18 protein-coding genes are annotated in these 21,267 nt (G+C 31.4%); 10 read left to right on the top strand and 8 right to left on the bottom strand.

The window, feature by feature from the left end; translation table 11 throughout:
• Positions 1 to 148: 148 nt before the first annotated feature.
• The 5 genes from kdpC to CPJCM30710_RS16490 form a co-directional block, all read right to left on the bottom strand.
• Positions 149 to 784: a potassium-transporting ATPase subunit KdpC gene (gene kdpC, locus CPJCM30710_RS16510; protein ID WP_212905258.1), complete on the bottom strand. Its 636-nt coding sequence runs from the start codon at positions 782 to 784 to the stop codon at positions 149 to 151.
• Between the two features lie 12 nt (positions 785 to 796).
• Positions 797 to 2,857: a potassium-transporting ATPase subunit KdpB gene (gene kdpB / locus CPJCM30710_RS16505; protein ID WP_212905257.1), complete on the bottom strand. Its 2,061-nt coding sequence runs from the start codon at positions 2,855 to 2,857 to the stop codon at positions 797 to 799.
• A 15-nt stretch (positions 2,858 to 2,872) separates the two neighbouring features.
• Complete coding sequence (kdpA, locus tag CPJCM30710_RS16500) at positions 2,873 to 4,552, bottom strand: potassium-transporting ATPase subunit KdpA (RefSeq protein WP_212905256.1); 1,680 nt, start codon at positions 4,550 to 4,552, stop codon at positions 2,873 to 2,875.
• A gap of 17 nt (positions 4,553 to 4,569) precedes the next feature.
• Complete coding sequence (gene kdpF / locus CPJCM30710_RS18285) at positions 4,570 to 4,635, bottom strand: K(+)-transporting ATPase subunit F (RefSeq protein WP_407645008.1); 66 nt, start codon at positions 4,633 to 4,635, stop codon at positions 4,570 to 4,572.
• 714 nt (positions 4,636 to 5,349) lie between these two features.
• Entirely contained in the window at positions 5,350 to 6,480 is a 1,131-nt protein-coding gene (locus tag CPJCM30710_RS16490; RefSeq protein ID WP_212905255.1) for a universal stress protein, read from the bottom strand.
• A 503-nt stretch (positions 6,481 to 6,983) separates the two neighbouring features.
• Between CPJCM30710_RS16490 and fusA the strand changes: the two genes are divergently transcribed.
• From fusA to CPJCM30710_RS16455, 7 genes are all read left to right on the top strand, one after another.
• A complete protein-coding gene (gene fusA, locus CPJCM30710_RS16485) occupies positions 6,984 to 9,080 on the top strand; it encodes an elongation factor G (protein ID WP_212905259.1) in 2,097 nt (698 codons plus the stop codon).
• Positions 9,081 to 9,253: 173 nt separating this feature from the next.
• On the top strand, positions 9,254 to 9,490 hold the full coding sequence (locus CPJCM30710_RS16480) for a hypothetical protein (RefSeq protein WP_212905254.1): 237 nt from the start codon (positions 9,254 to 9,256) through the stop codon (positions 9,488 to 9,490).
• 96 nt (positions 9,491 to 9,586) lie between these two features.
• Entirely contained in the window at positions 9,587 to 10,543 is a 957-nt protein-coding gene (locus CPJCM30710_RS16475) for an ROK family protein (RefSeq protein ID WP_212905253.1), read from the top strand.
• 179 nt (positions 10,544 to 10,722) lie between these two features.
• Positions 10,723 to 10,863: a hypothetical protein gene (locus tag CPJCM30710_RS16470; protein ID WP_212905252.1), complete on the top strand. Its 141-nt coding sequence runs from the start codon at positions 10,723 to 10,725 to the stop codon at positions 10,861 to 10,863.
• Positions 10,864 to 11,357: 494 nt separating this feature from the next.
• Positions 11,358 to 12,602: a competence/damage-inducible protein A gene (locus tag CPJCM30710_RS16465; RefSeq protein ID WP_212905251.1), complete on the top strand. Its 1,245-nt coding sequence runs from the start codon at positions 11,358 to 11,360 to the stop codon at positions 12,600 to 12,602.
• A gap of 265 nt (positions 12,603 to 12,867) precedes the next feature.
• A complete protein-coding gene (locus tag CPJCM30710_RS16460) occupies positions 12,868 to 13,836 on the top strand; it encodes a CPBP family intramembrane glutamic endopeptidase (RefSeq protein WP_212905250.1) in 969 nt (322 codons plus the stop codon).
• A gap of 405 nt (positions 13,837 to 14,241) precedes the next feature.
• Positions 14,242 to 15,798, top strand: coding sequence for an ABC-F family ATP-binding cassette domain-containing protein (locus CPJCM30710_RS16455; protein ID WP_212905249.1), 1,557 nt, complete (start codon positions 14,242 to 14,244; stop codon positions 15,796 to 15,798).
• A 96-nt stretch (positions 15,799 to 15,894) separates the two neighbouring features.
• Here CPJCM30710_RS16455 and CPJCM30710_RS16450 read toward each other — a convergent pair whose 3' ends face one another.
• Both CPJCM30710_RS16450 and CPJCM30710_RS16445 read right to left on the bottom strand, forming a co-directional pair.
• Positions 15,895 to 16,326, bottom strand: a complete 432-nt coding sequence (locus tag CPJCM30710_RS16450) for a hypothetical protein (protein ID WP_212905248.1) — start codon at positions 16,324 to 16,326, stop codon at positions 15,895 to 15,897.
• A gap of 91 nt (positions 16,327 to 16,417) precedes the next feature.
• On the bottom strand, positions 16,418 to 17,143 hold the full coding sequence (locus tag CPJCM30710_RS16445) for an NAD-dependent protein deacylase (RefSeq protein WP_212905247.1): 726 nt from the start codon (positions 17,141 to 17,143) through the stop codon (positions 16,418 to 16,420).
• Positions 17,144 to 17,284: 141 nt separating this feature from the next.
• Between CPJCM30710_RS16445 and CPJCM30710_RS16440 the strand changes: the two genes are divergently transcribed.
• Entirely contained in the window at positions 17,285 to 18,463 is a 1,179-nt protein-coding gene (locus tag CPJCM30710_RS16440; RefSeq protein WP_212905246.1) for a L,D-transpeptidase family protein, read from the top strand.
• Between the two features lie 394 nt (positions 18,464 to 18,857).
• Complete coding sequence (gene anfO / locus CPJCM30710_RS16435; RefSeq protein ID WP_212905245.1) at positions 18,858 to 19,499, top strand: Fe-only nitrogenase accessory protein AnfO; 642 nt, start codon at positions 18,858 to 18,860, stop codon at positions 19,497 to 19,499.
• A gap of 116 nt (positions 19,500 to 19,615) precedes the next feature.
• Here anfO and CPJCM30710_RS16430 read toward each other — a convergent pair whose 3' ends face one another.
• A complete protein-coding gene (locus tag CPJCM30710_RS16430; RefSeq protein WP_212905244.1) occupies positions 19,616 to 19,924 on the bottom strand; it encodes a 2Fe-2S ferredoxin in 309 nt (102 codons plus the stop codon).
• A gap of 368 nt (positions 19,925 to 20,292) precedes the next feature.
• Between CPJCM30710_RS16430 and CPJCM30710_RS18135 the strand changes: the two genes are divergently transcribed.
• Positions 20,293 to 20,415: a hypothetical protein gene (locus tag CPJCM30710_RS18135; protein WP_281414000.1), complete on the top strand. Its 123-nt coding sequence runs from the start codon at positions 20,293 to 20,295 to the stop codon at positions 20,413 to 20,415.
• Positions 20,416 to 21,267 lie beyond the last annotated feature (852 nt).

The raw sequence follows: 21,267 nt of genomic DNA, 5'->3' as shown, positions 1-21,267 counted from the left end.
CTTTTCTTTCTCGTATCATTTGAGTAACTCCTATGAAATAAAATTATATACTTTTAATTTTACTTCATAATTCAGTAAAAACAAAGACTGATGACACTTTGTCAGCAGTCTGAGAAATAAAAACTTCCCATTAGGGAAGTTTTTATTTCTATAGTGTTCCTTTTTGTTTAAGTATATTTGCTATTTCAATATTAAGCTTTAAAACATTAACTCTAGGCTCACCAAGTACTCCAAACTGTCTTGATTCAGTATGTTTTGAAACAAGATTTTCAAGGTCAGAAAGAGCAATTCCTGTTTTGCTTGATATTCTAGGAACTTGAATTTTAGCAGCTTCAGGGCTGATATTAGGATCAAGTCCTGAACCTGAGCCGGTTAAGAGGTCAACAGGTATTTGTTCTTTTTTTATTTCAGGATTAGCTTTTAGAAATTCATTAATATCTTTTTGTACTCTTTCAAGTAGAACTGGGTTTGAAGGAGCAAGGTTAGCAGAACCTGACGATACTCCTGTGTAAGCTATTTTTCCATTCTTATCAGGTATTGTATCTTCTTTTTTATAGGTATTATAATTCATAGCAGAAACTCTTCCTATAAAAAATCTAGGGTCGGTGAAGGATTGCCCTAAGAGTTCAGATCCTATTTTTGTTCCATTAAATTCTACTAAACTTCCATTAGCCTTATGAGCAAAAATTACCTGGCTAATGCCTGTCATAACAAGTGGATAAGCAACACCACATATAATCATTAAAGTAAAACTTATAATAAATGCTTTAATAACTGTCTTCATAAAATGCACCTCCTAACCCAAATTTAACGCTGTTAAAATTGGGTATATCAAAATGTCAATTACCTTTATTCCTATAAATGGAACAATAACTCCGCCAACTCCATAAATTAAAATATTTCTTGTAAGAAGTGCCTCAGCCTTCATAGGTTTATATCTTACTCCACGCATAGCAATTGGTATTAATGCGGGGATGATAATTGCATTAAATATTAAAGCTGATAGTATAGCACTTTGAGAGGTAGCAAGTCTCATAATATTTAAAACATTCATTTCTGGTATTGCAACAGCAAATATTGCAGGTATTATAGCAAAATACTTTGCAACGTCATTTGCTATACTAAATGTAGTCAGAGCTCCTCTGGTTATAAGAAGTTGTTTTCCTATTTCAACTACCTCAAGTATTTTTGTAGGATTTGAGTCAAGATCTATCATGTTAGCAGCTTCCTTCGCAGCTACAGTTCCACTGTTCATGGCAAGACCAACATCAGCTTGAGCAAGAGCGGGAGCATCATTTGTACCATCACCTGTCATAGCAACAAGTTTACCTTCTGCCTGCTCTTTCTTAATAGCTTCAATTTTATCTTCAGGCTTTGCTTCTGCAATAAATTCATCAACACCTGCTTCTTTAGCTATCGTAGCAGCAGTAAGTGGATTATCACCTGTACACATTATAGTCTTTATTCCCATCTCTCTAAGTCTTGCAAATCTTTCAACAAGGCCTGGTTTTACAGTATCTTTTAGGTATATTACTCCTAGTACACGATTATCTACTGATACAGCAAGTGGAGTTCCACCCAGCTTTGATATTCTTGTGGTAACTTCATCGAGGTCATTAGGAACTTTTCCTCCTAATTCAGTAACAAATTTTTTAATAGCATCAGCAGCTCCCTTTCTGATTTTTACTCCATTTTTAAGGTTAATACCGCTCATTCTTGATTGAGCAGTAAATTCTATAAATTCACCATCTTTATAATCGTCGAAATTTACAGTAGTACCTTGTTTATTAGCAAGATCTACAGTGGATCTTCCTTCTGGAGTTTCATCTTTTAAAGATGATACTAAAGCAAATCTTGTAGCTTCTTCAGCAGTATGACCTCCAACAGGGATAAATTCTGCTGCAAGTCTATTTCCATAGGTTATTGTGCCTGTTTTATCAAGTATCATTGTGTTAACATCACCACAGGCTTCAACCGCTTTACCAGACATGGCAATAACATTAAATCTTGTAACTCTGTCCATACCTGCAATTCCAATGGCAGATAAAAGTCCTCCAATTGTTGTTGGAATTAAGCAAACAAGCAGAGCGATAAGTGTTGATACAGGGATACTTACTCCAGCATACTTTGCCATAGGGAATAGAGTTACAACAACTATTAAAAATATCATAGTAAGACTTACTAAAACCATTGTTAAAGCAATTTCATTAGGTGTCTTTTGTCTTGCTGCTCCTTCAACAAGACTGATCATCCTATCAAGAAATGATTCACCTGGAGTTGCAGTAATCTTTATTTTTAGTGAGTCACTAACAACCCGAGTTCCGCCTGTGACAGAGCTAAAGTCCCCACCTGCTTCTTTCATAACAGGGGCAGATTCTCCAGTTATAGCAGATTCATCTACAGAAGCTAGACCCTCTATAACTTCTCCATCATTTGGTATGATATCTCCTGCCTCGGCAAAGACTATATCTCCTTTTTTTGTCTCACTTGCATTTATTACCTTTATTGTTCCATTCTTATCTATAAGCTTTGCCTGTGTATCCTTTCTTGTCTTTTTTAAACTTTCTGCCTGGGCTTTTCCTCTACCCTCTGCTACGGCTTCAGCAAAATTAGCAAACAGAATTGTAATAAGTAGTATTATAAAAACTATACCATTGTATAGGCGAAGACTAGTTCCAGATTCTCCAAATAAGTTAGGGAAAATAGTAAGCAACAGTGTTATTAATGTTCCAACTTCCACTATAAACATAACAGGGTTTTTAATCATATACTTCGGGTTAAGCTTTATAAAGGAATCCTTTACAGCATCTCTTGCTATTTCTTTTGTGATAAATCCTTTTTTTCTATCCTTATTCATTAACTTTTCACCTCTTTATCGTACTAATGTCAAATGTTCAGCTACAGGTCCTAAAGCAATGGCAGGAAGGAATGTTAAAGCTCCTACAATTAGAACTACAGCAACTAAAATTATGGTAAATAGAGCATTATCAGTTCTAAATGTTGAAACTCCAATAGGGACAGTTTTTTTAGATGCCATAGACGCTGCAACTGCAAGTAGTGCTATTATTGAAATATAACGTCCTAAAAATATTACAACTCCTGTTGAGACATTCCAAAATAATGTGTTATCTGATAAACCTTCAAAGCCAGATCCGTTATTTGCTGCTGCTGAAGTGAACTCATACAGTACTTGTGATAGTCCATGGAATCCAGGATTAGTTATTGCTGCAACACCTTGAGAAGTAACTAGAGCTATAGCAGTAGGAATAAGTGTTATAAATGGATGAACAAGTATAGCAAGTGCTATAAGTTTGATTTCTCTACCTTCAATTTTCTTGCCTAAAAACTCCGGAGTTCTTCCTACCATAAGTCCACATAGGAAAACAGCAAGAATTGCATACATAAGCATATTTATAAATCCTACACCTTCTCCTCCAAAAATCACATTAAGCATCATTTGCCAAAGCGGAACAAGACCTCCAAGTGGTGTTAATGAATCATGCATATTATTAACAGCTCCTGTTGTAAAAGCTGTAGTTATGGAAGTGAAAAGTGCCGAACCAGCTATTCCAAATCTCACCTCTTTACCTTCCATGTTACCCATAGATTGGCTTAATCCTGTTCTTGCTAAAAGAGGATTTCCTGACTTTTCAGCATAGTAACAAGCGGATAAAGATATGATAAATAAAATTGACATTGCAGCAAATATTGCCCATCCTTGCTTTTTATTCTTTAATGTTAATCCAAAAGCGTAAACTAAAGCTCCAGGTATAATCATCATAGAAAGCATTTCTATTAAATTACTTAAAGGAGTAGGATTTTCAAATGGATGTGCTGAGTTGGCTCCAAAAAATCCTCCCCCATTTGTTCCAAGTTGTTTAATTGCCTCAAAGGATGCTACAGGTCCTAAAGGAACATCTTGAAGTGTCCCTTGTATGGTAGTTACTGTTTGATTGGGAGATAGTGTCTGAGGTACTCCTTGCCATACTAAAAGTAGTGTAACAACAATTGAAAATGGTAATAAAACTCTTGTAATAATTCTTACTAAATCAACAAAAAAGTTTCCTAAGCTATCCCATCTACCGGATATACCTCTAATAAATGCCATGGCAGCTGCAAGTCCTGTTGCTGCAGCAGTAAACATTAAAAAAGTAATCGCAGCCATTTGTGATAGATATGAAAGACCCCATTCTCCAGAATAATGCTGAAGGTTAGTATTAGTTATAAAGCTAACTGCAGTATTGAAGGCTAGAGAAGGCTCCAATGCCTTAATTCCATTTGGGTTAAGGCCTAACAGCGATTGAACTCTAAACATAATATAAACCAAAAGTGCCATTACCATATTTGTTATAATTAAGGACCCAACATATTTTTTCCAATGCATATTATCTTTTTTGATACCTGCTATTTTAAAAATAAGATTGTCAATCTTATCAAAAAAGCTATCACCAAAGGGTTTCTCAAAGTTCATAACTTTGTAAAGGTATTTTCCAACTGGTATAACTAGTAGAATAAAAAGTAAAAGAGTAATTGCAATTTGTAATATATCCAATTAAATCATCCTCCAACTTAAAATTTTTCAGGATTAAGCAGTACATAACCTAGATATATAAATAGTAAGATAACTAATACCATTAAAACTATCATTGTAACCCCTCCAGCTAATAATGTTATTGAATTTTATTAATCTGTGTATCACACCAATATGTGAAAAGCATTACTAGAGAAAAACACACAATAAGTGTAACAATAAAGATTAAATCAGCCATATTTACCTCCTCCTGCAAATAATATTATCCACCTAGATATTGATTATAGTATTTTTGCTAAAATAACTAAAGTTGAGAGAATACTATATACTTGGAATTGTCTAACTCGTTAACTTGAATCTCATTAAGTTATTCAATTAATTCATAGCTATTATTAACGATTTCTCGGTTTAATATAGGTAGAATAATTTGATTTGAAATGATTTGCAAATAGTGGAAATGTTACTGTGTAATTTTGTAGATGAAATAGGTATATTTCTATAAATAATGTTTAATATTAGGCAGGAGATTTTCTTCCAGTTCACAAAGTGAAACCTGGTTAAAGCTGCGCAGGCCTGATGCTTGTTCGGCTTTATTAAGAAAAGAGGTTCTTAGGTGGTTGGTGAACTTATTACAAGAAATGTTTCTGTAAAGCAAATATGTAACAGTATATAGAGGGTTTAATAAAATTATAAATGAAAAAAGCAGCACTTAATTTAACTAATATAGTTTATTAAGGCTGCTTTTTAACTTATTTTTAATTACCTATTGCTTTTTATCATTATTGAATTAATGTACAGAATTATTGGGTCATTATAGATTAAACTGATATTAAACGAATGTCTATGTTTTTAGCATCTTTTAGTATTCTATTTATGGTAGACCCTCTTAAGAGAGTTTGCCACTGGCTTCTATTACTATGACCTAATACTAATTGAGTTATATGTCTTTCATGAGCAAATTTAAGTATTTCATGAGAAATAGAACGTCCCTTTAATGAAATAACTTCTGCACCTAACTTTTCCCCTAGCTGTCTATGTTTTAGGAGTATATCTCTGTCTTCTTCTGTAGGTTTGGGTGAGAAAGGATGAGTACATTCTACATCTATCACGTAGAACTCACATTTATATTTATTAGCTATTCTAGCACCATGTCGTATAAGCTTAGCACCATGAGGGTTTGAACTAATACAAACTAACACTCTTTCGACTACCTGCCAGTTTTCATTTATACCTTCTTTTTTCATATAATCTTCAAGATCTTCATCCACTTCATCAGCTGTTTGACGTAGAGCAAGTTCTCTAAGAGCTGTAAGATTTCCTTTTCTAAAGAAGTTTTTTAAGGAACGTCTTACATTTTCAAGTTTATATATATTACCTCTTTTTAGTCTATTGATAAGGGCGTCAGGTGTAATATCTACAAGCACAACTTCATTTGCATCTTTTAATATTTTATCAGGTATTGTTTCCCTTACAGGAATACCAGTTATCTGTTTTATAACATCATTTAAGCTTTCTAAATGTTGAATATTCACTGTAGTTAATACACTTATTCCATTATTAAGAAGTTCTTCAACGTCTTGATATCTTTTTTCATTCTTTGAGCCAGGAACATTAGTATGAGCTAATTCATCAACAATAGCCCACTCAGGCTTCCTTGTTATTATGGCATCAACATCCATTTCCTCTAATTGTTTACCGTTGTATTGAATTTTCATTTTAGGAATGGTGGTTAAATCACCAACCTGCTCTAAAGTTTCTTTCCTACCATGACCTTCAATATATCCTATAACTATATCTTGACCCCTCTTCAATCTTCTATTTGCTTCATTTAGCATAGAGAATGTTTTCCCTACACCTGGAGCATAACCGAGAAATACCTTGAGTTCACCACGGCTTTGTTTATAGTATTCTTTTAGTGCTTCGTCTGGGGTCTTTCTTTCAAAATCCATAGTCCTACCCCCTTTAGGTTAATCAATTATTAATATAGTTAATTATACCCATTCTTATAAAAAAGTAAAATTTATAGTCGAAATAAATCCTAATAAAAGGAATAAAAAGTATATCTATAGGTAATATCTATATAGAAGGTAGATTTAAGAAATATAGAGAAATTATGAAATTAAAATAATCAGAATATTTATACAAATATGAAGGAAAAAAATTACAATTGTAGAATATATTATTTAAATATAATATTTTTTCTTTTAAAAGAATACATTTAGTAGTAATTCAAAATAAACAGTGTAATTCTTTTTAAATTCAGAAATAGCTTGTTAAATAAAGTTTTTTCTGAATTTTCAATCTTGTTTGGCTATAATTTATTATAAAAAATTAACTAGTAACATTATTAGCTGATAATCAGCATAGTATAAAGATCAATGCTAAATCTTAAGGAAAGGTGGGTGAATGCCATAAATTTAGATATAATAAGTTTATATTTATGGCAAGATGTATGAAAGAGTATAAAATAAATAACCTTAGAAATGTGGGAATTATTGGTCATAGTGCTGCTGGAAAGACTGCACTAACCGAAGCTTTACTGTACTATACCAAAACTATAGATAGGTTAGGAAGGACAGAAGAAGGAACAACTGTTAGTGATTATGACATTGAGGAAAAAAAGAGGGCAATATCACTTTCAACATCAATAGCTCCTTTTGAATGGGGAGATAAGAAAATAAATATAGTAGATATGCCTGGATACTTTGATTTTATAGGTGAAAAAGTTCAAGGAATAAGAGCTGTAGATGTAGGTATGATAGTTATTTGTGGAGTGGCTGGAGTACAAGTTGGAACTGAGAAGGTATGGAATTACTGTAAGAAGCTAAGTTTACCAAGAGCATTTTTTATTAATAAATTAGATAGAGAGAATTCTAATTTTGATAAAGTTCTTGATGATCTTAAGAATAAGTTTGGAGTAAGTGTTGTTCCAATTCAATATCCAATAGGAAGTGAAGAGAACTTTAGAGGCGTTATTAATGTTATTAATAGAAAAGCTAGTATTTATAATAAAAAAACTCACAGTGTAGAAATAACAGATATCCCATCAGATCTCATAGACAAAGTTAATGAGTGTAAGCAGATGATAATGGAAGCGGTAGCTGAAACTGATGAAGTACTTTTAGAGAAGTACTTCAGTGAAGGTGAATTAAGTGATGAGGAAATCTATAAAGGATTAATAAATGGTTGTGCAAGTGGAGATATTGCACCTGTAATGTGTGGTAGTGCTACTCAAGTTATAGGTATAGATGCGCTAATTGAAGATATTATAGAATGCTTTCCATCACCAGAAATGGCGGTTGCAAAGAAGGCTGTTAATTTAAACGATAACAACGATGTTTGGATTAAACCTAATGAAGATGATCCGTTTTCAGCATTTATATTTAAGACTATAGCTGACCCATTTGTTGGAAAACTTTCAATGTTTAGAGTTATGACTGGTAAGATTTCTTTGGATACTACAGTTTATAACTCTAGTAAAGATAAGAGTGAAAAGATGGGTAACCTGTATTTTTTAAGAGGTAAAAATCAAACAGCTGCAAAGGAAATAATAGCGGGAGATATAGGTGCAGTTGCTAAACTTCAGTATACTGCAACGGGAGATACTTTATGTGATGTTAATTTTAAGGTAGTTTATGAAAGTATAGAATTTCCAGAGCCTGTTATGTCTATGGCAGTACTTCCAAAGACTAAGGGGGATGAAGATAAAATTTCATCAGCATTATCAAAGCTTCTTGAAGAAGACCCAACTTTTAAGATTTCAAGAGATATAGAGAATGCTGAAACTATAATTTCCGGTATTGGAGAAACTCACCTTGAGGTTATAGCCTCAAAGCTTAAAAATAAATTCGGAGCGGATGTTCTGCTTCAAGAACCAAAGGTTCCATATAGAGAAACAATAAAAGGTACTGCTGATGTTCAAGGTAAGCACAAGAAGCAATCCGGTGGTCATGGTCAGTATGGTGATGTTAAAATTAAATTTGAGCCTAGATTAGATGGAGAAGATGATCTTTTATTTGTAGATCAGGTTGTTGGTGGAGTAGTACCAAGAAACTTTATACCTGCAGTAGAAAAAGGTTTAAGAGAATGTATACAACATGGAGTATTAGCAGGATATCCTGTTATAAAACTTAAAGCAACTCTGCATGATGGGTCTTATCATCCAGTCGATTCATCAGAAATGGCATTTAAAATAGCTGCTTCTTTAGCATACAAGAAAGGATTAGAAATGGCATCATCTATATTATTAGAACCAATTATGCATGTTGAAGTCCAAATACCAGATGAATACATGGGAGATGTTATAGGTGATATCAATAAAAAGAGAGGTAGAGTTTTAGGAATGGAACCAGAAGATGGTGTTCAAAAGATTATAGCTGAAGCTCCGATGGCAGAAATGTTTAAGTATGCAACTGACTTACGTTCAATTACTCAAGCTAGAGGAGATTTTAAGGCAACGTTTGAAAGATATGAAGAAGTACCAAGTTCTGAGACTGGTAAAATCATTGAAAAGATGAAGAAGTTTAGAGAGTTGAGGAATGAGGCTTAATAATAAAATAGCTCATAGGGAAGAAAATAATCCCTTTGGGCTTTTTTGTTTATTATACTTGTCAATGAATGTATATATACTCTATATAGTGGATAAATTAATACTAAATTAGGAATATTTATCATTTTATTGTATATTTATAAATGCAAAACTGAGATTTTAGGGGGTTGTGTATGTCAGACTACAAAATGGATATCAAAGGAACCATAAGTCTAAGTGATTATAGTAATATTTATGACTATATTGGAGTAGTTGACAATGATGATAATTTTACAATAACTATAGATAATACTGCTGAGGATAGTATAAGTATTATCTCTTCTATGCTTTTAGATAATAGTTTTATAATAAGAGATAAGGGATATGACGATAAAGGTAGATATTTTATTAATGCTCATAAAAGTAAGTAAAAATTTGAAAAATTATTTCCTTATATGGAATTTTAAATTATAATAAAGATATGTTTTTGTAATCATTTAAATAACATTGCGTTTTAGGGGGATAAAATGAAAAACTTTGTAATAGGAATAGACTTAGGAGGAACAAAAATAAGTACTGCATTATCAGATTTAGATGGAGATGTTAAGAGCCAGATAACAATTCCAACAGATGCGCATGAAGGTGAAATTCCAGTATTAAATAGAATTATTGAAACAGTAGAATATGTTTTGAAATCAGCAAATCTGACTACTGATGATATTAGAGCTATTGGAATTGGTTCTCCAGGACCACTTGATGCTAAAAAAGGAATAATTATTACAACACCTAATCTTCCATTTAAGAATTTTAATCTTGTAGGACCTATTGGAGAAAAGTTTAAGTTACCAGTCTATTTAGATAATGATGCTAATGTTGCTGCAATAGGTGAATTTATGTTTGGTGCAGGAAAAGGAACAGAGAACATGGTTTATTTTACAGTAAGCACAGGTGTTGGTGGTGGAGCTGTTCTTAATGGAAAGATATATAGAGGTAACACAAGCAATGCACTTGAAATAGGACATACGACAGTTGTTTCAGAAGGTCCAAGATGTGGATGTGGAAATCTTGGATGTTTAGAGGCAGTAGCTTCAGGGACAGCAATAGGTAAGAGAGGAAGAGAAGCGGTAGAAAGTAAGGTAGAAACTTCATTAAAGAAATATGATACTGTAACTTCAGCAGAAGTGTTTAAGGAAGCAGCTGCTGGGGATGATGTTTCTAAAGATATAGTAAATACAGCTTTAAACTACTTAGGCATAGGTATAGCAAATGCAATAGCAACCTTTGATCCAGAAGTAGTTATTATAGGTGGAGGCGTTTCAAAGGCAGGTAAAATTGTATTTGATAAGGTTCAAGAAGTTGTAAATAAGAGATGCTTCAAGGCAATGGCAGAAGCATGCAGAATTGTTCCAGCAGGACTTGGAACAGATGCTGGAGTTGTAGGTGCAGTAGCACTTGCTATAATGGAAAGTAATAATTTATATTAGACAAGTAAAATGAATAATGTTTGATTAGGATTCAGTTTAAAAGCTGAATCCTTTTTTTGTAGAAATGATCAATCTTCTCAAAAAATTACAGGCATATTTTAAAGAAAACTACATAAATTATAGAATGTAGAGAGGGACAAAGTATATGGATAATATTAACGATAGGAGATGATGTGGAAATGCCAAAGGATAGTCAAGTTGATGATAAACTTACTAGAAAATTAAAAGCAAATTGGGATACCACATTGGCTGATGAGGAAGCCAAAAACCGTACTAGAACTACTAAAAAACAATCTGCACCTAGAAATGTAGGGCAATAAATTCTTTTTGTCTCATACATAACTTACATTTAGGTTATAGCTTTTACCCCACCTTAAAGCTAGATTAATTTTATAAAGTTAGTCTTTGTTTGTATCCCTTCTCACAAATAAAGACCAAAATTTTATGGTGTAGGTATTGAGGCAAAGGAATTTTTAACATAACTGCCTACTACTAATAGTAAAACTATTAGTAGTGGGCAGCTTTGTTTTTAAAAGATAAGTTTTTGAAAATATTATTACTTTTTTATATAAGGGAATAATAAATCTATTAATAAAGATGTACAACTTCAATTCTTAAACAATTCATGTTAAATAAAATTTAATAGGCATCGACCTATTAAATTTGAGCCAGATTTCACTTTGTGAAATGGCAGCATAATAGCCTCGACATGCAATACTTTTTCATGAATTATAAATTCAGTTATGAAGGTGTGTATCTATAAAAAATATATGATATTATTATTATATAGAAAATAGTGTAAAAGGAGCTTGGTATGAAAGCAGAAGTTATTGGAATTGGAACAGAACTTTTATTGGGAGACATTGTGAATAGTAATGCTCAGTTTTTGGCACAAGAACTTGCTTACTTAGGTATCGATGTTTATCATCAAACTGTAGTAGGGGACAATGAGGAAAGAATTTTAAAAGCTTTTGATGATGCTTTTAAAAGATGTGATTTGGTTATAACAACAGGGGGGCTTGGACCGACACAGGATGATTTAACAAAGGAGATGGCTGCAAAGTATTTTAATAAAGAATTAGTTTTACATGAAAAATCTTTAAGATATATTGAAAGTTATTTTAGAAAAAATGGTAGAGAACTTAAGGGTGGGAATAAAAAACAAGCTTATTTTCCTAAGGATGCAATAGTACTTTCTAATCCGCATGGTACAGCACCAGGAGCAGTTATTGAAGGAGTAAATAGCAAAATATTAGTTATTCTTCCAGGTCCTCCAAGAGAAATGAAGCCTATGTTTTTAAATCATGTAGTTCCTTATCTAAGTAAATTTACTGATAGTATACTCGTTTCTAAAATTCTTAGAACTTTTGGTATAGGCGAAGGATTTATGGCTGAGCAAGTTGGAGACATTATTGAAAACAATACAAATCCTACTGTAGCACCTTATGCAAAGGGAGTAGAAGCAATCTTAAGAATAACAGCTAAGGCACAGAGTGAAGAGGAAGCTAACAAACTTATAGAGCCAATAGAAAAAGAAATTAGAAAGAGATTAGGAAAGAATATATATGCTGAAGGAGAAACTACTCTTGAAAATGTAGTGGTAGAGATGCTTATTCAGAAAAAACTTACTATCGCTACAGCAGAATCTTGTACAGGAGGTCTTCTTGCATCAACATTAATAAACTACCCAGGAATTTCAGAAATATTCGTCGAAGGAATTGTTACGTACTCTAATGAAGCAAAGATTAAGAGGCTAGGAGTTAAAAAAGAAACCATAGAAAGTTATGGAGCTGTAAGTGAGCAAACAGCTAAAGAAATGGCAGAAGGAATTGCAAAAACTTCTAGTGCAGATATAGGAATTTCTATAACTGGTATTGCGGGACCAGGTGGAGGTTCAGAAGAAAAACCTGTTGGACTTGTATATGTAGGTTTATACATAAAAGGTCAGGTGAAGGTAAAAGAATTTAATTTCCAGGGAGATAGACAAAAGATAAGAATTAGAACTGTTATGAATGCTATAGATTGGTTAAGAAGAGAGCTACTTAATAACAGTATATGATTAATCTAATGGGGATGGGCAATATTTACTTATAGATATTTAATATTAATATTTAGTATAATTATATATAAAAACAATTCCTCTTAAAGCGGAGGATTACCTACTCACTTTAAGAGGAATTATATTATATAAATAAAATGGGGGAGAGGCGATTTAATATTTACATTTTAATTATTACCCTCATTCAGTGCTTTTATACCTAGTTATAAAAAAATATCAAATTTTTTAGCAGATTTTTAAGTGATTTCTGCAGAGGGAGAATAACATGAAACCTGTATTTAGAGCTAATCTATATTTTCTTATAGTACTCCTTCTAGAGATTATAGGTCCTTACTTTTTAAAGACACCATTAACTTCAGTGAATTTAGATGTAGGGCAGGTTTTGGTTGTAGTACACATAATATTATTTATTATTCCAGCAATATTATATGTATTTATAACCAAATCATCAATAAAAAAGACTTTTAGGTTTAATAAAATTACATTGAAAGAAGGATTATTATCAGTTGTTGTCGGATTTTTAGCTCAACCTATTATTATCTTCTTTTCTATAATTTCTTCATTCTTTTTTGAAAATGATGTTGCGAAATTTGTGGAAAGTATGGGTAATGTTCCTTACTGGATGATGCTTTTAATAATAGCAGTAACCCCAGCAATTACAGAGGAAATAACTATAAGAGGAGTAATTCTTTCAGGATATAATAATAAAAAAAGAATTACTACTGCTTTGATAACAGGGTTGATGTTTGGCATGTTCCACCTAAATGCTCAACAGTTTTTATATGCAACAGTATTAGGCGCACTTTTTGCATATATGGTAAGAATAACCAATAGTATTTTTGTTTCTATGATATGTCACTTTACTATAAATGGTATTCAAGTTACAATGCAAAAATTAATTTCTACATTTATTAAAGTGTCTAAGCCAGAAGAGTACTCACTCGTAACACTACCTCTATCAGATAAGTTAAATATGGTCGCTATCAGTGGCTTCATAGCTGTTATATTTACAGCTCTTATAGTGATAGTAATCACGTGGATGGAAAAGATAAGTAAAGCTAGAGGTGTAGAGGATAGTTATGAAACAGAGCAATATGAAACTCTAAGAATAGGGACTGGTGTAGAATCTACTTTAGTGTTAAATCATGAAAGAACCATAAATATCCCATTTATAGTGTCAATAGTTGTCTATATAGCATATATGGCTATAACTTTAAGTTTTTTTAAGAGTTGATCATATGTTTGATTTGATGATGGATAGAGGAAATTTAGGATAAGAATTCATCTTTTGGGTGAATTCTTTTAATTTGTTGCTATTTAACAAAATGAAATGTGACAATAGTGAAAAGGTTAGATGTTCATTTATTGTTATTTGGCGCCACTTTATAAAGGAAAATCTGGCTAAAGCTGAACAAGCTTGATGCATGCTCAATTTTACTTACTGTACCTTTTTCACTGCTAATTAATACAATGATTTCTTTTGACATAAGCCATAGCTATAAATTAAAATATCATTGATGTGTTTAAATTTATTTATTTTAAGAAATCCATATTAAATTAACATAGGTAAATAGTGACTTAGTTATAAAAGAGTTATATTTTTTGTATTTGAATATTAGAAAATAAAAGGAGAAATAGCATGAGTATATTAACAGTAAAGAACTTAAATCATGGGTTTGGAGATAGAGCTATTTTCGAAGATGTTTCTTTCAGACTTTTAAAAGGTGAGCATATAGGACTTATAGGAGCTAACGGAGAAGGTAAGTCTACTTTCATGAATATAATAACAGGTAAACTTATGCCAGATGAAGGAAGTGTTGAATGGAGCAATAGAGTTAGGGTTGGTTATATGGATCAACATGTTCAACTTGAGAAAGGACTAACTATAAGAGATGCACTTAGAGGAGCATTCCAGTATCTTTTTGATTTAGAACAAGAAATGCTTGAAATAACAGATAAGATGGCTGACGCTTCTCCTGAAGAACTTGAAAAACTTCTTGAAGATATGGGCACAATTCAGGATATGCTAGATCACAATGGATTCTACGTTATAGATTCAAAGGTAGAAGAAATAGCAGCAGGCCTTGGGCTTAAGGATATAGGGTTAGATAGAGATGTTACAGATCTTAGTGGTGGTCAGAGAACTAAAGTTCTTCTAGCTAAGCTTTTATTAGAGAATCCAGACATATTATTACTAGATGAGCCTACTAACTATCTTGATGAAGTACATATTGAGTGGCTTAAAAGATTCCTTCAAAATTATGAAAATGCGTTTATATTAATTTCACATGATATTCCTTTCTTAAATAGTGTTATAAACCTAATTTATCATGTTGAGAACAGAATGCTTACAAGATATGTAGGAGATTATGATAACTTTTTAAGAATTTATGAAGCGAATAAGAAACAACTAGAAGCTGCTTATGAAAGACAGCAGCAAGAAATTTCTAAACTTGAAGATTTTATAGCTAGAAATAAGGCAAGGGTTGCAACGGTAGGTATGGCAAGAGCAAGACAAAAGAAACTTGATAAAATAGAGAAGATTGAACTTGCTGCAGAAAAACCAAAACCAGAATTTAAATTTAAGCAGGGTAGAACCTCAGGAAAACTTATATTTGAAACAAAAGATCTTGTTATTGGATATGATAGTCCTCTTTCAAAACCATTAAGTTTAAAGATGGAAAGAGGACAGAAGATAGCTTTAGTTGGTGCTAATGGTCTTGGAAAGTCAACACTTTTAAAGAGTTTAATCGGCCAATTACAATCATTAAGTGGAGAAGTAGAACTTGGAGATTACCTTCAAGTTGGATACTTTGAGCAAGAAATAAAGGAAGCTAATTATAAGACTTGCATAGAGGAAGTTTGGGAAGAGTTCGCTTCTTTTACGCAATACGAGGTTAGAGCTGCTCTTGCAAAGTGTGGATTAACTACAAAGCATATAGAAAGTAAGGTATGCGTTTTAAGTGGGGGAGAGCAGGCTAAAGTTAGGTTATGTAAGCTTATAAATAAGGAAACTAATCTACTTATATTGGACGAGCCTACTAACCATCTTGATGTTGATGCTAAGGAAGAGTTAAAGAGAGCGCTTAAAGAATATAAAGGAAGTATTCTTTTAGTGTGTCACGAACCAGAGTTCTATAAAGACGTTGTAACAAATGTTTGGAATTGTGAAGAATGGACTACAAAAATAGTTTAATATGTGTTATTATATTAAATGCACTTCACTACCCAACAGTTATATTAAAAGCGAAGCACTCACTGCATGATATTGCAGTGAGTGCTTCGTTTTTTCTTACTGATTAATGACCTCTTTGGAATTACTAAAAATTAGTGAAAAGTCTGTTTTTTTAATCCATCCTTTAGAATTCACGTTAGTACTTAAAGGTAAGGAAACAAAAAACCATTTTTCATTATTAATTTCCGCTTCATCAAGTATAGTTACCTGAAGTTTCTCATTTATATTATTTATTACAGGACTTGTAGCTATTGGAGCTAAGAACAGAATTGCATTACTTTGAGTAACTCCGCTGGAACATGATGGAATAGAATACTTGACATAAACATTAGGAGAACTCTTGTATTTAGCTGAGTACTTATTCTTTAAAGCCTTATATTGTTTATTAATAAAAAATAACTGATGCTTGATAGCTGTAAGTTTTTTATCAAAATAAAGATAAGTACATGCTAAGGCTAATAGTAAAAGAAGAATTATAATTATACTCAAAAATTCCACTTCCTAAAATATTTATCACTAAAATATATTAAATACTTATTAGAAAGATGATTAAAATTATTATATAAATATAATATCTTTACTAAATGCACTGACTTAATATTTTTCCAATATTATCCGTTATAAGTAGGTTGCTGATATTATCATATTGAGTAGAGGATTTATTGATTAGTATAAGTTTATTACCGTTATAGTATTGAATCATTCCTGCAGCAGGGTATACTGATAAAGAAGTTCCTCCTACAATAAGTACATCAGCTTTTGAAATATAATGAAGTGCACTGTCTATAACACTATCATCTAATGATTCTTCATAAAGAACTACATCAGGTTTTATAGTACCTCTACAGTGATCACAGTGAGGAACTATTGAAGAGGAATTTATAACGTAGTTTAAATCAAAAAACTTACCACATTTCATACAGAAGTTTCTATGAATAGAACCATGAAGTTCTAGTACGTTCTTACTTTTTGCCATCTGATGGAGACCATCTATATTTTGAGTTATAATTGCTCTAAGTTTACCGGCTTCCTCTAGTTTAGTCAGAGTAACGTGTGCAGCATTTGGTCTTGCATTCCTATAAATCATCTTATCTCTGTAAAATTTATAAAAATCCTCTGTATTAGACATAAAGAAGGAGTGACTTAGCATTTCTTCAGGAGAATATTTTCTATTCTCTTTAGAGTTATAAAGTCCATTAGCAGATCTAAAGTCAGGGATATTGGATTCAGTGGAGACCCCTGCACCTCCAAAGAATACTATATTATTAGAATTTTCTATTAGATTTTTTAACTCATTTATACTCATGAAAATCACCTCATTAAAATTATATCATACTGCTAACATTAAAAAGATAATGTTAAAAATAGTATTTGAAAACAAGAGAAAAGACTTATATGTAAATATGTGGTAAAATATAAATGTAAAAATTCTTTAGGGGGAGATAATTTGTTAAGATTGAGGAGAGTTTCTTCAACAATATTAGTATTGTTCATAATCTTAGCAGCAGTTTTTTTATACGATAAAAGTGTACAAGCTAATAGGTTTAAAAGTGAATTTACGGGCGCTTTAGAACAAGGAAAATACGATAATGCTTACGAAGTGCATAAAAGGGCGAATGATGATTCTATAATTAAAAAATACTTTAGTTTTAATGAAAAGTCCCAAGAGCTTTTAAATAATGAACTTGAAGCACTAAAACAGAAATATTCTAATGATACTATAACCTATAGTGAACTTAGAGAAAAAGTAAAAGAGCTTGCTAAAATTACTAGTTCCCCATATGAAGAAGAATTAAAATCATTTCAAGAAATAGAAAGTATGAGACAAGCTTATACAGAAGCTAAAAAACTTTCTGATAAGAAGAAGTATATAGAGGCAGTAAAGAAACTTAAAACAGTTAGTGGTATGGATAAGTTATATTATGAAAAAGCTCAAGTACTTATGGATGATATTAATAAAAGAGCTACAGAAGAAGTAAACGTTAAGATACAAGGATATATGAAAAATAATAGACTTGAAAATGGATTAAAGTTATTAGAGGACAATAAGAGTGTGTTAGACGAAGATTTTTATGAATCAAATGTAAATAAATTAAAGGAGATGCAGAAGAAAAAGAGCAATGTAATAAAAACGAAGAGTGTTGGGTTAACAACTGAGGAAAAAGAAAAAGTTGTAACAGCTAATGGATACTTGAAGGGATATGTGCCCAATCGTGAAAAGGAAGATATTGTTAGAAAATTCTCTAGTAGCACACAATTTTTGGTTTGGGTTGATCTAAATCAACAAAAGACAAATGTATTTGTAGGAAAAAAGGGGGACTGGAAGCTCATAAAGTCTTTTGTATCTTCTACTGGAACTAAAGGAAACGAAACTCCTAAAGGTTTTTTTAGGGTAACGAAAAGAGGAACATGGTTTTATAGTCAAAAGTATCAGGAAGGAGCTAAATATTGGGTTCAGTTCTATGGAAATTACTTATTTCACTCTGTACCTATGGATATTAATAAAAATATAGTTGATAGTACATTAGGAATAGCGGCTTCTCATGGATGTGTAAGATTATCTCTAAATGATTCAGCATGGATATACAACAATATTACAGTTGGAACAACAGTATATATTAAATAATAAATAGAGTTTTATCATGTTGAATAATAGTGATAAAACTCTAAAGAATATAATAACTACCTTTTACTTACTTAAGAATAACCGGTTTAAGAAATAATTTTACGAATAAAAGTTTAAGTGGAACTTGGTGGCAACTAAGTTCCTTTAAAATTTAATCCTACAACTACTAAAGATAAATAAATTTTGGGAACTCTCTTTCTAAAGTGTTAGATTTGTACTAATTTAAGCAGGTTAACATTTTGTTATAACAATTATACAAATAGTCAAAATATTTTTAAAATACATAAAAAAATATTTTAGAAGCCATGAAATTATGTTAAGATATGTATAACTAGTTATATCGTTCGTCAATATTAAGATATCAATAAAATTACAAAAGGGAGGATGATTAAATATGGGTAGAAAAATAGCGGTTGTCTTAGATGAAAACGGACAAACTTCAACATTCTATGAGTCAAGTGTTATAAAAGTGTACACAAAAGAAAAAGAAGAATGGAAAGTGATAAGTGAAACTTCACTTTCAGATAACAAGATGACAGGTACAAAATTAATTCGTGAAAGTATTAAGAATATAGTAGAATATTTAAATGAATGTAGAGTTATTGTAGCAAAAGAGGTTTCTGGTATTCCACATACTGTTTTAGATATGGCTGGTTTCAAGATATTTGAAGTTGAAGGCGAACCAGAAGAACTTTTGGACCCTGTTTTGGAAATATTGGAGCAAGGAGAAGTAGAAAAGACTTCATCTGTTAATGACAATGATATTAAAGTAGAACCAATACCTCTAAACAAGGAAGGTTCTTATTATATTAATCTTAAAGAGGTACAGAAGAGTAAACCTGGTATTACATCTAAAGGAGCATTATTACCTTTTTTACGTAATAATACTTTTTATGAGCTAGAAGTTATATGTAGTCATATACCACCATGGATGGAGAGTGAATTAAAAAGACTACACATGGGATTAGATATTACACAAAATAGTTCAGGTGAATATAAAATAATAATTTACCGCAAAACCTGTAATGAGAATTAAAATATAATTTCAATTATATTTATGATGTTTAGTATTTACATAGAATATTATTTAGATATAAAAAAGATCTGGCAGTATATTTACTATACTGCCAGATTTCTTCATATCTAATGATTTTATATTTGAAGTCTTTTAACTACTTCGCCACCTTCGATATGTTTTTCCATAATTTCTTCAACATCATCTGGAGTCACTGAACCATACCATACTCCTTCAGGATAAACAACTACTATTGGACCTTGACTACATATGCCAAAGCAACCAGTATTAGTGAGCATAACTTCTCCTGATAACTCTCTACTTTCGATTTCCTCCATAAATGTGTTAACCACATCTACAGACTCTTTTGTATAACAGTAACCTTGTTGTTTTCCATTAACTCTACAGCTAGTACATACGAAAATGTGATATTTTGGATTTACCATAAAAACTACCTCCTAAAATAATTTCGTTAATAAGCATTTATTTTTTAGTGCACGGTATTCATTGTTAATAAAAAGATATCATAAAATGTTAAACAATTCAACGAAAATATGATAAATAGATAAGAAAACCTATATAGTTGTGATATTATATCAAAAACAGTAAGTGTTTTATGACAAAGTGTAAAATAATTAACGATAAGTGGAAAGATTTTATGCCATCTGTAAATTTAATTTAACTACAAAAATTTATCCTATATTCTCTAAGGTGGAAGCTGGATAATAAGATATTAGACCAAAACTAGAAGCCATATTTGAAAGTATCAAGGACTTTAAACTAAGTCCTCGTATGTGGTAAGAAGCTTAAAGGTATGAACACCTTTGTAAATAAGAAAATTGGCCATTATCAAGGTATTGAAATGAACAAATATGGTTCGGATAAGTTGAAAAATACTAAAATGATAGATTCTTTAAGAAGATATAGAAATAATTAAGTTAATGATTATCTTCATAAAGTAAGTAAAAATATTATAAATAAAGCAATAGAACATAAGGTGAAAAAATAGTTATAGGGAAAATAAAAGGTATAAAGGAAGATATTAATTGTAATAAGTCTTTTATTTAAATACCAGTACAAAGACTTATTACAATTAATAAAGTATAAGGCAAAGTTACAAGGCCTTGAAGTTAAATTGAAGGAAGAAAGTTATACAAGTGGTTGCAGCACTTTCTATTTAGAACCAATAAGTAAAAAGCACTATGATAAAACTGGTAGAGTAGTTATGGGGCTATTCAAATTAAGTTTTGGATTAGTAAATAGTGATGTAAATAGCTTCTAAATAAAAGAAGGAAAATATATTCTCGAAATAGTGCACGCTATGAGGGATAAAGAGAGGGTATCCTCGCCGTTGAAAGTAAGGGTTGCCTGTCTATTAAGATGGAAAATTAAATATCAAGTCTCTCACCAAACCATTGTTGCTTGTCTCTGTGGTAGTTCACACAAATGTTAACTGTTGAAGAGAAAGTATATCTTGAATTAGTATATACCTTGCCTGGTGTATCTATATAAGGTAATTAGAGTTTTTATAAGAATAATTAAGTATTATTAAGTTAAATTTGAATAAGGTGCTATATACTATTTAATAAGACTGCATAATAATGATAAGATAGCACTTGTCGACTTGATGCGACAAATCAAAAAAGTAGTTTTTCTACAGATGTCAATTCAACTTTAAAAATTATAAAAAAAGTTGTTGACAGAGAAGCGAAAAGCTGATAAGATAATCAAGCGGTCAGTTGATGACACGCAAAAATAACTTGGTCTTTGAAAATTAAACAGAGGAAAT

This window comes from Clostridium polyendosporum, assembly GCF_018332455.1.
In the GTDB taxonomy this organism is placed as follows: domain Bacteria; phylum Bacillota; class Clostridia; order Clostridiales; family Clostridiaceae; genus Clostridium_AY; species Clostridium_AY polyendosporum.
Note: the sequence above shows the minus strand (reverse complement) of the source record. Positions and strands in the feature narration are given on the sequence as shown.

Coding starts and splice junctions, on each gene's coding strand:
- CPJCM30710_RS16465 (WP_212905251.1), top strand. CDS start 11,358: ATGAAAGCAGAAGTTATTGGAATTGGAACAGAACTTTTATTGGGAGAC.
- CPJCM30710_RS16490 (WP_212905255.1), bottom strand. CDS start 6,480: ATGGATTTTGAAAGAAAGACCCCAGACGAAGCACTAAAAGAATACTAT.
- CPJCM30710_RS16475 (WP_212905253.1), top strand. CDS start 9,587: ATGAAAAACTTTGTAATAGGAATAGACTTAGGAGGAACAAAAATAAGT.
- CPJCM30710_RS16480 (WP_212905254.1), top strand. CDS start 9,254: ATGTCAGACTACAAAATGGATATCAAAGGAACCATAAGTCTAAGTGAT.
- anfO (WP_212905245.1), top strand. CDS start 18,858: ATGGGTAGAAAAATAGCGGTTGTCTTAGATGAAAACGGACAAACTTCA.
- CPJCM30710_RS16455 (WP_212905249.1), top strand. CDS start 14,242: ATGAGTATATTAACAGTAAAGAACTTAAATCATGGGTTTGGAGATAGA.
- CPJCM30710_RS16470 (WP_212905252.1), top strand. CDS start 10,723: ATGCCAAAGGATAGTCAAGTTGATGATAAACTTACTAGAAAATTAAAA.
- CPJCM30710_RS18135 (WP_281414000.1), top strand. CDS start 20,293: ATGAACACCTTTGTAAATAAGAAAATTGGCCATTATCAAGGTATTGAA.
- CPJCM30710_RS16430 (WP_212905244.1), bottom strand. CDS start 19,924: ATGGTAAATCCAAAATATCACATTTTCGTATGTACTAGCTGTAGAGTT.
- fusA (WP_212905259.1), top strand. CDS start 6,984: ATGAAAGAGTATAAAATAAATAACCTTAGAAATGTGGGAATTATTGGT.
- kdpC (WP_212905258.1), bottom strand. CDS start 784: ATGAAGACAGTTATTAAAGCATTTATTATAAGTTTTACTTTAATGATT.
- CPJCM30710_RS16460 (WP_212905250.1), top strand. CDS start 12,868: ATGAAACCTGTATTTAGAGCTAATCTATATTTTCTTATAGTACTCCTT.
- CPJCM30710_RS16445 (WP_212905247.1), bottom strand. CDS start 17,143: ATGAGTATAAATGAGTTAAAAAATCTAATAGAAAATTCTAATAATATA.
- kdpB (WP_212905257.1), bottom strand. CDS start 2,857: ATGAATAAGGATAGAAAAAAAGGATTTATCACAAAAGAAATAGCAAGA.